The 10,560-nt window shown below is 66.9% G+C and carries 14 protein-coding genes; 8 read left to right on the top strand and 6 right to left on the bottom strand.

Going from position 1 to position 10,560, the window contains the following annotated elements; translation table 11 throughout:
• The first annotated feature begins 73 nt into the window (after positions 1-73).
• From RJ05_RS25100 to RJ05_RS25090, 3 genes are all read left to right on the top strand, one after another.
• A complete protein-coding gene (locus tag RJ05_RS25100) occupies positions 74-595 on the top strand; it encodes an EXLDI protein (protein WP_036541419.1) in 522 nt (173 codons plus the stop codon).
• Between the two features lie 152 nt (positions 596-747).
• Positions 748-1,713, top strand: coding sequence for an ATP-binding cassette domain-containing protein (locus RJ05_RS25095; protein WP_036541426.1), 966 nt, complete (start codon positions 748-750; stop codon positions 1,711-1,713).
• Positions 1,710-2,504 carry an ABC transporter permease gene (locus RJ05_RS25090; RefSeq protein ID WP_036541417.1) on the top strand — a complete coding sequence of 265 codons (795 nt, stop codon included), beginning with the start codon at positions 1,710-1,712 and terminating at the stop codon, positions 2,502-2,504. The genes RJ05_RS25095 and RJ05_RS25090 overlap by 4 nt, the downstream gene beginning before the upstream one ends.
• Positions 2,505-2,555: 51 nt before the next feature.
• Here RJ05_RS25090 and RJ05_RS25085 read toward each other — a convergent pair whose 3' ends face one another.
• A complete protein-coding gene (locus RJ05_RS25085; protein WP_036541414.1) occupies positions 2,556-3,200 on the bottom strand; it encodes a YqgE/AlgH family protein in 645 nt (214 codons plus the stop codon).
• Between the two features lie 134 nt (positions 3,201-3,334).
• Here RJ05_RS25085 and RJ05_RS25080 point away from each other — a divergent pair, with 134 nt between their 5' ends.
• Positions 3,335-4,096, top strand: a complete 762-nt coding sequence (locus RJ05_RS25080) for a lysophospholipid acyltransferase family protein (RefSeq protein ID WP_036541412.1) — start codon at positions 3,335-3,337, stop codon at positions 4,094-4,096.
• A 6-nt stretch (positions 4,097-4,102) separates the two neighbouring features.
• Here RJ05_RS25080 and RJ05_RS25075 read toward each other — a convergent pair whose 3' ends face one another.
• Positions 4,103-4,414, bottom strand: a complete 312-nt coding sequence (locus RJ05_RS25075) for a GNAT family N-acetyltransferase (protein ID WP_036541409.1) — start codon at positions 4,412-4,414, stop codon at positions 4,103-4,105.
• 121 nt (positions 4,415-4,535) lie between these two features.
• Between RJ05_RS25075 and RJ05_RS25070 the strand changes: the two genes are divergently transcribed.
• Entirely contained in the window at positions 4,536-5,669 is a 1,134-nt protein-coding gene (locus tag RJ05_RS25070; RefSeq protein ID WP_036541423.1) for a glycerate kinase, read from the top strand.
• A 99-nt stretch (positions 5,670-5,768) separates the two neighbouring features.
• Here the strand turns inward: RJ05_RS25070 and RJ05_RS25065 are convergent, their stop codons facing one another.
• Positions 5,769-6,083, bottom strand: coding sequence for a winged helix-turn-helix transcriptional regulator (locus tag RJ05_RS25065; RefSeq protein ID WP_085996284.1), 315 nt, complete (start codon positions 6,081-6,083; stop codon positions 5,769-5,771).
• Between the two features lie 176 nt (positions 6,084-6,259).
• On the opposite strand from RJ05_RS25065, the gene RJ05_RS25060 reads away from it, so the two are divergent.
• Positions 6,260-7,144 (top strand): NAD(P)-dependent oxidoreductase, encoded by an 885-nt coding sequence (locus tag RJ05_RS25060; RefSeq protein ID WP_036541405.1) that lies wholly within the window; start codon positions 6,260-6,262, stop codon positions 7,142-7,144.
• A gap of 24 nt (positions 7,145-7,168) precedes the next feature.
• On the top strand, positions 7,169-8,050 hold the full coding sequence (locus RJ05_RS25055; RefSeq protein ID WP_036541402.1) for an NAD(P)-dependent oxidoreductase: 882 nt from the start codon (positions 7,169-7,171) through the stop codon (positions 8,048-8,050).
• A gap of 1 nt (position 8,051) precedes the next feature.
• On the opposite strand, the gene RJ05_RS25050 is transcribed toward RJ05_RS25055, so the two are convergent.
• From RJ05_RS25050 to RJ05_RS25040, 3 genes are read right to left on the bottom strand one after another with little or no spacing between them, the layout of a single operon-like run.
• On the bottom strand, positions 8,052-8,294 hold the full coding sequence (locus RJ05_RS25050) for a helix-turn-helix transcriptional regulator (protein ID WP_174343970.1): 243 nt from the start codon (positions 8,292-8,294) through the stop codon (positions 8,052-8,054).
• Positions 8,284-9,135 (bottom strand): ABC transporter permease, encoded by an 852-nt coding sequence (locus RJ05_RS25045; RefSeq protein WP_036541399.1) that lies wholly within the window; start codon positions 9,133-9,135, stop codon positions 8,284-8,286. Before RJ05_RS25045 ends, RJ05_RS25050 begins: the two co-directional genes overlap by 11 nt.
• Entirely contained in the window at positions 9,132-10,061 is a 930-nt protein-coding gene (locus RJ05_RS25040; protein ID WP_036541396.1) for an ABC transporter ATP-binding protein, read from the bottom strand. Before RJ05_RS25040 ends, RJ05_RS25045 begins: the two co-directional genes overlap by 4 nt.
• Before the next feature lie 156 nt (positions 10,062-10,217).
• Here RJ05_RS25040 and RJ05_RS25035 point away from each other — a divergent pair.
• Positions 10,218-10,560: ArsR/SmtB family transcription factor (locus tag RJ05_RS25035; RefSeq protein WP_036541394.1), on the top strand; the 343-nt coding region annotated here is incomplete at its 3' end.

Raw genomic sequence — 10,560 nt, 5'->3', positions numbered from 1 at the left:
GGGTTCAGCCTGATCGGGAGCGGTTTTCCGGGAAGTCTTGCGTGTACGTATACATCTACGTATAGTCACTGTCATGCCCAACAAGACGATCTACGTTGCCGATGACGATCTCCCCCTGTTCCAGCGGGCCCAGGAGCTCGTCGGCGGCAATCTGTCGGGGGCCGTGGTCACCGCGCTGCGCCGGTTCATCGAACTGGAGGAGGGCAGGCAGGAAGGTTTCGAAGAAGTCGTGCTCCGGGTCGGGCACAACGGTGTCCGGCAGGTCCGGTTCGAAGGCTCGCTGCTCGGTGAATGGCGGGATATGAACGACACCCGCATGGAACACCTGCGGGTGTTCCGCAGTCGCAAGGGGAAGTTCGTCCTGCATTCGCAGATTTCCAACTGGGACGAGTATCCCGACGTCGCCGTGAAGGACTGGACGAGTTGGAAGAGCTGGCGGCGCATGCTCGCCGGTCCCAGCGATGCGGATTGGGGTGATTTCGCGCTGGAAATCGTCGACACTCTCGCGGAACTGAAGGGCAAGATGCCTGACAAGCTCTTCCAGCGGGTCGCCGACATCGCCGACCGTCCGCCCATCGAAGAGCTGGACATCTGAGGTAGCCGCAGGAGGCCGACGCCACGGCGACGGCCGAACCGGCCCAACTGAACACACTCAGATCCGACACCGCCGCTCCCCGAGGGGAGCGGTGCGGAGAACTCATGCTGTCATTCGCATTGTTTCATGAGAAATTCCAGGAAGGAAAGGCCATGTCCACAGGAGGACGCGCACCGGCGATCTGGGTCTCCGGACTCCGAAAGTCGTACGGCGACAAGGTAGTTCTCGACGGCATCGACCTGAACGTGCCCGAGGGCACGATCTTCTCGCTGCTCGGCCCCAACGGGGCGGGCAAAACGACGACCGTGCAGATCCTCACCACCTTGATCGGCTGCGACGGCGGCGAAATCCAGGTCGGCGGCTATGATCTGGACACCGACCGGGACGCGGTGAAGGCGGCGATCGGCGTCACCGGACAGTTCTCCGCGGTCGACGAACTGCTCACCGGCCGGGAAAACCTGATGCTGATGGCGGATCTGCATCACCTGCCCCGGCGCGTCGGCCGGTCCCTCGCCACCGACCTGCTCGAACGCTTCGACCTCACCGAGGCCGCGGACAAGCCGGCCTCGACGTACTCCGGCGGCATGACCAGGCGCCTGGACCTGGCGATGACGCTGGTCGGCGACCCGCGCATCATCTTCCTCGACGAGCCGACCACCGGCCTCGACCCGCGCAGCCGGCGTTCGATGTGGGAGATCATCCGCGAACTCGTCGACAGCTACAGCGTCACCGTCTTCCTCACCACCCAATATCTCGAGGAAGCCGACCAGCTCGCCGACCGCATCGCGGTGCTCGACCGCGGCGCCATCGTCGCCGAAGGCACCGCGGCCGAGCTGAAGCGGCTGGTGCCAGGCGGCCACATCCGCCTGCAATTCGCCGAACGCGGCGCTCTGGACGCAGCGGCCACGGCCTTCGGTTCCAGCGCCCGCCCCATCGAGGACGAACTCACCCTCGCGGTGCCCAGCGACGGCGGCATCGGCTCGGTGCGCGCCGTGCTCGACCGGCTCGACGAATTTCACATTCCCGCCGAAGGTCTGTCGGTCCACACACCGAATCTGGACGACGTCTTCCTCACCCTCACCGGAAACCCCGTCGCAGACAAGGAGCCCGTGCGATGACCACCGCGACCATCCAGGAACCGTCCCCGTCCGTCTTCGCCGATTCGCTGACCATGCTGCGGCGCAACCTGCTGCACGTGCGGCGCTATCCGAGCATGGCGTTCAGCATCCTGATCATGCCGACCGTGCTGCTGCTGGTGTTCAACTACGTCTTCGGCGGCGCGCTGGAAGCCGGGCTCGAACCCGGAACCGAATACATCAACTATCTGGCCCCCGGCATGTTGCTGCTGCTGCCCGCGTACCTGACGGTGTCGGTGGCGGTCATGCTGGCCACCGACATCACCAAGGGCATCGTCAACCGGTTCCGGGTGATGGCCATCGCGCAGTCGGCCATGCTCACCGGCCATGTCGTCGGCACCTTGATCCAGGGCACCCTCGCCATGGCAGGCATGCTCGGGGTCGCGATGCTGATGGGCTTCCGCCCCGATGCCACACCGGTGGAATGGGTGGCCGTCATCGGTCTGCTGATGCTGGTGGTGTTCGCCTTCACCTGGCTGGCCGTCGGGTTCGGGCTCGCCGCGCCGAACCCGGAGAGCGCGAGCAATATGCCGTTCCCGATCGTGCTGATGCCGTTCCTCGGCAGTGGCCTCGTCCCCACCGACACCATGCCGACGGTGCTGCGCTGGTTCGCCGAATACCAGCCGTTCACCCCGATCACCGAAACCATCCGCGGACTGCTGATGGGCACCGAGATCGGCGTCAACGGGGTCGTCTCGCTGGCCTGGTGCGCGGGCATCGCCGGCGTCGGGTACCTGTGGTCGATGGCGCTGTTCAAGAAGCAGGCCCGCTGAGCCTGCCCCTTCGATCCCCTGCCGCGGCGGGGGATCGTCGGCATGTGCGGGTCAGTTGCGTTCGAGTTCGATCGGATGGGTCGCCAGCAGCGACAACGGTAGCGGCTGCCGGCGCAGCACATGTGCCCACAGATCGGTGCGGCGACTGGTGATGGGATCGCTCGGCAGCGCCGAGAGCACGATCCAATCGTCCTGCTCCAGCTCACCCTCGAGCTGACCGAACGTCCAGCCCGCATATCCGGCGAAGATGCGAACACCCTCCACCAGTGGCGCGATCTGGGTGGGATCGCTGTCCAGATCGATCAACACCACCCGGCCGTCGATCCGGCGCAGACCCGGCACACCCTCGATGGACGCGCCGACACGCAGCGTGCCCAGGCACAGCGCGGCATCGCGTTTGACCGGTCCGCCGACGAACAAGGTGCGCGGCGCGGCCGCCACCTCGGCCCACTGCGGCAGCACATCGTGCACCGCGGTATCGCTTGGACGGTTGATCACCACGCCGAGGCTGCCCGCGTCGTTGTGTTCGATGATGTAGATGACGGTGCGCCGGAAGGTGGGCTCCACCAGCTCGGTGGAGGACACCAGCAGGGTGCCCGCGCGGACCACCTGCTCGCCGCGATGAGAACTTCGCCTGCCGGGCTCACCGCCACCGCCGCGAGTTTTCCGATCATCCGGGTCTTCTGCGCGTGCCACATCGTCATCATCGCAGCTATCGCGCCGTCGCGCCGCTTGTCTTCGCGTTCCGTGTCGTGCCGGACGCCCGCGGGCTCGGTGACAAGATCAACATGGACGTTGACCGGGCGGGCGGGCGTCGTAGAGTCGGCGGCATGCAACCGCCCGAGGTCGTCCTCGAAAACAGCGATTCCGTGTACGACTACTACCGCTCCCATCAGCAGCGGCGGTTCCAGGCGCGCGCGGCATACGCCCTGCTCGGGCGGCGTTTCCGGCCCCGGATCAGCTATGCGGCCGGCGCCGCGGCGCGGATCGCGGAGCTGATCCGATCCCGCAAACCGTTGCTGATCGCGATCAACCATCTCTCCCAGCTCGACCCCTATACCGTCGCCGCGGCCGCCTGGCGCAGCGAACTGCGACCCATCATCGGCCGGGTGCGGGTGCTGGCCAAAGACGAGCTGTTCCTCGAACGCGATCAACGCCGCAAGATCGACATGATGGGCGGTATCCCGGTCTTCCGCGGCCGTGACCACGGTCTGCGCGCGGTGAACGCGGCCGGCCAGCGAATGATGGACATCTGCGCCGAACGCATGCACGACGGCGACTGCCTCGCGGTCTTCCCCGAAGGCACCTGCAACGACGTCGACCCGGCCAAGGTGCAGCCGATCGGCAGCGGCATCGGGCATATCGCCTTCCGCGCCATGAAGCTCGGCACCGACCCGGCCCTGCTCAGCATCGGCCTCAGCTACGGGCCACGCACCGACCCGGCGGTGGAGCCCACCAAAGAGGAAGCCAAGTCGGCCAGCTTCTACTTCGGGGTGCCGATCGTCGACCTGCCCGCCAGGCCGGGCGAGATCGCTCGTTTGGTGAAGATGGATCTGCAGCAGGCGCTGGACGGGGCGGTCGCGGCGTACTGAATCCGCCTACTGCGGAAGTCCGAGCCGCCCGCGCGCCCAATGCGGGACCATCGGCAGGTATTCGGGGCGGGTCTCCACGAAGTGGCGCACCATCGGGCACATCGGAAGCGCGCCGAGGTGGTCGGCGCGGGTCTGGTTCAGCGCGGTCTCGACGAGCACGCGGCCGTAGCCCTGGCCCTCGTACTGGGAGTAGATCTCGGTGTGCACGAAAGCCCGTTCGGCATTGGTGTCCTGGTACTCCGCGTACCCGGCGATCGCGCCGTCGACGTAGATCTCGAAGCGTTCCAGTGCGGTGTTGTTGCGGACCTCTGTCGACATGGCTCGAAGCTACTCCACCGGCGCGCGGTGGACACATCGCAACGCGTGGCCGTATCGGTGGCCGGGACGCGGCGACCGGCGCCGGGGTGCGGCAGACGGCATCGCGTTGGACAATCTCAGGATGGAGTCGGTGCCGACCGTCGTACTCGCCCCGGACAAGTTCAAGGGCTCGCTGCCCGCCGCCGGCGTGGCATCAGCGCTGGCCACGGGCATCGCGCGGGTGCGTCCGCAGGTGCGAGCGGTACGGGTGCCGGTGGCCGATGGCGGGGACGGGACCGTCGATGCGTTCGTCTCGGCGGGGTGGACGCGGGTCACCCTGCCCGCGCCCGGGCCGACCGGTGAAACGGTGGAAGCCTCCTATGCGGTGCGCGGCGACACCGCGGTGATCGAACTCGCCGCGGTGGTGGGCCTGGCGAAGCTTCCCGATGGTCGTCCGGATCCATTGAACGCCAGCACGTTCGGACTGGGTGTCGTCATCGCGCACGCGTTGTCGGTCGGGGCCGAACGGATCGTGCTCGGACTCGGTGGTAGTGCGTCGACCGACGGTGGGGCGGGCATGCTGACAGCGCTCGGGGCGCGCGTCTACGGCTCGGACGGGCACGAACTGCCAAGGGGCGGTGCGGCTTTGCGCGATGCGAAGCGGTTGGACCTGCGGGGATTGCATCCTGGCCTGGCCGAGGCGAAGTTCGTCGTCGCCAGTGACGTGGACAATCCGCTGCTCGGGGCTTCGGGCGCGGTCGCGGTGTATTCCGCGCAGAAGGGTGCCGGTCCCGATGATCGCGCGGTTCTCGAAGCGGCACTTCAGAATTGGGCTGCACTGGTCGGTGAGACACATGCCGGCCGACCCGGTGCAGGTGCGGCGGGCGGCACCGGTTTCGGCGCCATGGCCGTGCTCGGGGCGCAGATGCGCAGTGGGATCGAGGTGGTGCTCGAACTGCTCGACTTCGCCGCCGTGCTCGAGTCCGCGACGCTCGTCGTCACCGGCGAAGGCTGCCTGGACCAGCAGACCTTGCACGGGAAGGCGCCGATGGGTGTGTGTGCGGCGGCGCGATCCGCGGGCGTTCCCGTCATCGCCGTTGCCGGGCGGATCGACCTCGGCCCGGACGAGCTCGCTGCCGCGGGCTTCGTCGCCGGCTATGCCCTGGCCGATGTGGAACCCGATCGGGACCGATCGATGGCCGAGGCCACGCCGCTGCTCGAACAGGTCGGGGAGCGGATCGCGGCTCAGCGGCTCGGCGAGGGGAAGCCGACGTAGCCGAGTTCCGGCACCGGCACCGCGAAGCCGGCCGGTTCGGCGGGCATCGGCGCGATGTGATCGTTCATCGGGTCCCCCGGTGCGGTCATTGCCTGCGAATCAGCTCGCCGACCTCAGCTTGGTGAGCAGCTCACCGCGGTGCCGGTCACCCCATTCCTCCAGCGGCCGTAGCGCTGCCGCGAGTTCGGTACCGAGCGGAGTGAGCGAGTACTCGACGCGCGGCGGGATCTCGGGATAGATCTCCCGGTGCACGATTCCGGAGGTCTCCAGGTGCCGCAGGTTCTCGGTGAGCACCTTCTCGCTGACGCCCCCGAGCAGCCTGCGGATCTCGCCGAAGCGGCGTGGACCGTCGGCGAGCACCCACATCAGGTGCAGCCGCCATTTACCGCCGACGACGTCGATCGCCACGCTCATGCCGCACGCATCGTGATCCGCATCACTGCCGACTGTCACTGGATCCTCCTGACCTCGATACGGACCTCGACGTAAGCAACCGTACCCGCACGTGCGGTCTTGTCGCGCCTACCTGCGCGGATGAACCATTTACCGCAGGCGCCGACAGCAACCGTATCGACTCGAAGGATCAGCACATGTCTCAGCAGAGCAGCACCGCCTCGGTTTCGGTCATCGGTCTCGGCCCGATGGGGCAGGCCATGGTGCGGGCCTTCCTGAAGGCGGGCACCGAGGTCACGGTGTGGAACCGCAGCAGCGCCAAGGTCGACGCCATGGTCGAGCTGGGCGCCAAGCGCGCGAACACCGTCGCCGAGGCGCTCGACGCCAACGAGGTGACCGTGGTCAGCCTGACCCACTACGACGCCATGTACGACGTGCTCGGCCAGGCCACCGACCATCTCGCGGGCAAGGTGATCGCGAATCTGTCCTCGGATTCACCGGAAAAGGCGCGCAAGGGTGCGGAGTGGGTGCGTTCGCACGGCGCCGAATTCATTTCCGGCGGCGTGATGTCGGCCGGCGACAATATCGAGCACCCGGCCTCCTACATCTTCTACAGTGGCCCGCGCGAGGTGTTCGACACCCACGCCGAGCTGCTGCGCCCGCTCAGCCCGCCGGAGTACCTCGGCATCGATGACGGTCTCGCGCAGGTCTTCTACCAGGCCCTGCTCATCGTCTTCCATCCGTGGATGCTCGCCTACGACCAGGCGCTGGCCGTCATCGCCCGCTCGGGCCAGGACATCGACCAGTTCCTGCCGTTCGCGCAGCGCGCCGCCGGCGCCTACCCCTTCTTCATGGAGGAGTACGCGAACCAGGCCAAGCTGGGTGGCTGGGGCGATCTGTCGGCGTTCAAGATGATGGACGCCGGTGCTCAGCACATCATCGACGCCAGCGAAGAAGTCGGCGTCGACGCCACCATCTCCCTTCTGGCCCAGGGCATCTGGCGCAAGGCGATCGCGGCGACCGAGGAGGCCGGAAAGCCGGTGTCGGTGTTCGAGCTGTTCGGTGGGACGAAGAAGTCCTGAGCGCGGGACAGGAGGACACCCGTTATGCCGGCATCCGAACGCGCGCGCTCGGTGACCGTCATCGGTCTCGGCCCGATGGGCCAGGCGATGGTCCGGGCCTACCTCGAGGCGGGGATCGCGGTGACGGTCTGGAACCGCAGTGCCGAGAAGGTCGAGGCAATGGCCGAGCTCGGCGCGACCGGCGCCGCCACCGTCGCCGATGCACTGGCCGGCGCCGAGCTGATCGTGCTCAGCCTGACCCAGTACGACGCCATGTACGACGTACTCGGTCAGGCGGCGGATCGGTTGCCGGGCAAGGTCGTGGTCAACATGTCGTCGGACTCGCCGGAGAACACGCGGCGCGGGGCCGCCTGGATCCGTTCGCGCTGCGGCGAGTTCCTGGCCGGTGGTGTCATGGCCCAGCCCGGCGATCTTGCCGGGCCCAGCTCCTACATCTTCTACAGCGGACCGCAGGAGGTGTTCGAGGAACACCGGGAACTGTTGGCTCCGCTGGGAGCGCCGGAGTACCTCGGTACCGATGACGGCCTCGCCCAGCTCTATTACCAGGCGATGTTCGCCCTGTTCATGCCCATGCTGCTGGGCTACGAGCAGGCGATGGCGATGATCGAGAGCTCGGGCTCGCGGATTTCCCGGTTCCTGCCCTACGCGCGGCGGTCACTCGGCTCGGTGGCGGATCTGTATGCCGTCTGGGCGGATATGGCCGAAGCGGGCGGCTGGGGCGATCTGGCCCACCTGCGGATGATGGACGCCGGTGCGCGCCATATCCTGCAGACCGGCGCGGCCTCCGGAGTGGATACCGCGCTGGCGGAAGCCGTCTCCGGCTACTGGCAACGAGCCCTGGCCGCCAGCGCGGACGCCGGAACGCCCGTTCCGACATTCCGGTTGTTCCGCGGCCGTGCGGCCTGAATCAGGCCGATTCCGACGACGACCCGAGCCTGGGGAAGGGGGCGGTGGAGAAGACCACCTCCACCGCCACCTCGAAATACTGGGCGATACGTAAGGCCAGATGCAGGCTCGGGCTGTACTCGCCGCGCTCCAGGTAACCGATGGTCTGGTAGTGCACGCCGAGCGCTTCCGCGAGCTCGCGCCGGGAGATGCCGCGCTCGGCGCGCAGCATCGCGATCCGGTTGTAGATGACCTCAGTAGGCACGCTGCAACGCCTTCTCCCGCCGTTCCGCCATGGCCGCGCCCGATTCGCGGCGGGCCATCCGCCGCATCACGATCGGCGCGATCAGCAAGGCGGCCACCGACCAGACACCCAGCACCGCAGCCGTTTCCAGATGCCGCCACGACCCCTCGAGCTCGACCGCCCGCGCGCCATCGGGCAGCATCGCCGAACGCATGCCGAGGCCGAGCCAGTACATCGGGAACACCTGGCCCACCACCTGCAACCAGCCGGGCAGACCGGTGATCGGATAGAAGATGCCGGAGATGGCGACCAGGCCCATCAGCGGCATGGTGAAGAAGAACAGGCCGCGCGGATCGTCGAAGATCGAGCCGAGGATCGCGCCGAGCGCGGATATGGCGAGTAGGCCGAGCGCGAGCACCCACGCCAGCGTCAGCCAGGAGCGCACGCTGTCGAGCGACACACCTCCTACGATCACCATGCCCACGCCCAGCAGGATAGCCACCTGCGCGAGCACCGATCCGGCGTTGGCTCCGAGCTTGCCGATCAAGTAGCCGATCATGCCGTTCGGCGTGGCCTTGGCGCGCAGTAGCGTGCCGTCCTCCCGGTCGAGCACCAGGTACTGGGCTATGCCGTACAAGCCGTTGAAGGCGACGACCGCGCCGATCACCCCGGGCAACGCCAGTGCGCCCATCTTCAGGTCGGTGTCCTGGAATGTGCTGTTGCGCATGAAGAACAGCGCGGTCAGCAGCAGGATCGGGGTGAGCAGGATGCCGCCGAGATCCTCGCCGTTGGTGAACAGCATCCGCAATTCGATGCGTGCCCGGCGCAGTCCGGCCCGGATCGCGACGGTAGTCGGGTTCATCGCACGACCTCCTCGATGGCGTGGATCTCGGCATCGGTCGTGCCGTTCTCGTAATGACGGACCAGCGACATGTAAGTCTCCTCGAGCGAGGCGCGACGCACCTCGAGCTCACCGATGTCCGCGCCGAACTGCTGGAACAGCTCGTAGACGAATTTGGTCGACTCGGTGGTGGTGTGCACGAAACGCTGGTCGTCTCTGGTCCAGCGGACCTCGGCGTCGACCGAGACGCGGCGGGAGAGTTCGTCGGCCGAACCGTCGGCGATGATGCGGCCACCGGCCAGGATCAGGATGCGGTCGGCCAGTTTCTCGGCCTCGTCCAGATCGTGGGTGGTGAGCAGGATGGTGGTCTGCTGCTCGTCGGCGAGGCGGTGGATCAGGTCGTGGAATTCGCGCCGGGCTTCCGGATCGAAACCGGCTGTCGGCTCGTCCAGGAACAGCACCTCGGGCTTGCCGACCACGCCGATCGCGACATCCAGCCTGCGGCGTTGCCCGCCGGACAGGGTCGAGATCTTGGCCCCCGCGTGCTCGGTGAGCCCGACCAGTTCGATGAGTTCGTCGGTGTCCCAGGGCTTTCGGCTGCTCTCGGTGCTGTACGGGCCGTAGAACGTGCCGAGGTAGGACAGCAGTTCACGCAAACGCCATTTCTTGTGGTCACGCCACGATTGCAGCACCACCCCGACCCGCGAGCGCCAGGCCTCGTCGCCGAGTGCCGGATTCACGCCGAGCACTTCGACTGTGCCCGCCGAGGGCACCCGGAAGCCCTCCAGAATCTCGATGGTGGTGGTCTTGCCTGCTCCGTTGGGGCCGAGCATGACCAGCACTTCGCCGTGTCGCGCCTGGAAAGTGACGCCGTCGAGGACGTCCTTGGTTCCGTAGCGCATGCGCAGCTGCTCCACATTGAGCACTGCGCCTTCACCCACAGTCATGGTTTCCCTCCCTGTCGTGGGTTGGTGATGACTCGTAGCATACGTACTACATTTCGCCATGGCAATGCATCGCCGAGTCACCGTTGAAATGCAGCTGTTCGGCTGCCTATCCTCGAATCATGCAGCCAAACGGCTGCATATCACGAGAGAACGGCGATGGACGAGGTATTCAAAGCGCTGTCGGACCCCAGCCGCAGACGGCTACTCGACAGCCTCCGCGCCCGCAACGGGCAGAGTCTGCGGGAACTGTGCGCCGGACTGGACATGGCCCGCCAATCGGTGAGCAAACATCTGGCGGTGCTCGAGGCCGCCAACCTGGTCACCACCCGGCGCAGTGGCCGCGAGAAACTGCACTACCTCAACGCCGAACCCATCAACGCCATCGCCGACCGCTGGATCAACCGCTATCACCGGGCGCGGGTCACCGCCCTCGCCGACCTGAAATCCGCATTGGAGACCAGTCCGATGAGCGACACCGAATTCGTCTACACCACTTACA

Origin of the sequence: Nocardia cyriacigeorgica NBRC 100375 (assembly GCF_000308555.1) — a bacterium.
GTDB classification, from domain to species: Bacteria; Actinomycetota; Actinomycetes; order Mycobacteriales; family Mycobacteriaceae; genus Nocardia; species Nocardia cyriacigeorgica.
Note: the sequence above shows the minus strand (reverse complement) of the source record. Positions and strands in the feature narration are given on the sequence as shown.

What these genes read in the sequence shown, in the direction of transcription:
- RJ05_RS25095 (WP_036541426.1), top strand. Translation starts at nt 748, where the DNA reads ATGTCCACAGGAGGACGCGCACCGGCGATCTGGGTCTCCGGACTCCGA.
- RJ05_RS25070 (WP_036541423.1), top strand. Translation starts at nt 4,536, where the DNA reads ATGGAGTCGGTGCCGACCGTCGTACTCGCCCCGGACAAGTTCAAGGGC.
- RJ05_RS25090 (WP_036541417.1), top strand. Translation starts at nt 1,710, where the DNA reads ATGACCACCGCGACCATCCAGGAACCGTCCCCGTCCGTCTTCGCCGAT.
- RJ05_RS25040 (WP_036541396.1), bottom strand. Translation starts at nt 10,061, where the DNA reads ATGACTGTGGGTGAAGGCGCAGTGCTCAATGTGGAGCAGCTGCGCATG.
- RJ05_RS25060 (WP_036541405.1), top strand. Translation starts at nt 6,260, where the DNA reads ATGTCTCAGCAGAGCAGCACCGCCTCGGTTTCGGTCATCGGTCTCGGC.
- RJ05_RS25055 (WP_036541402.1), top strand. Translation starts at nt 7,169, where the DNA reads ATGCCGGCATCCGAACGCGCGCGCTCGGTGACCGTCATCGGTCTCGGC.
- RJ05_RS25080 (WP_036541412.1), top strand. Translation starts at nt 3,335, where the DNA reads ATGCAACCGCCCGAGGTCGTCCTCGAAAACAGCGATTCCGTGTACGAC.
- RJ05_RS25075 (WP_036541409.1), bottom strand. Translation starts at nt 4,414, where the DNA reads ATGTCGACAGAGGTCCGCAACAACACCGCACTGGAACGCTTCGAGATC.
- RJ05_RS25065 (WP_085996284.1), bottom strand. Translation starts at nt 6,083, where the DNA reads ATGAGCGTGGCGATCGACGTCGTCGGCGGTAAATGGCGGCTGCACCTG.
- RJ05_RS25045 (WP_036541399.1), bottom strand. Translation starts at nt 9,135, where the DNA reads ATGAACCCGACTACCGTCGCGATCCGGGCCGGACTGCGCCGGGCACGC.
- RJ05_RS25100 (WP_036541419.1), top strand. Translation starts at nt 74, where the DNA reads ATGCCCAACAAGACGATCTACGTTGCCGATGACGATCTCCCCCTGTTC.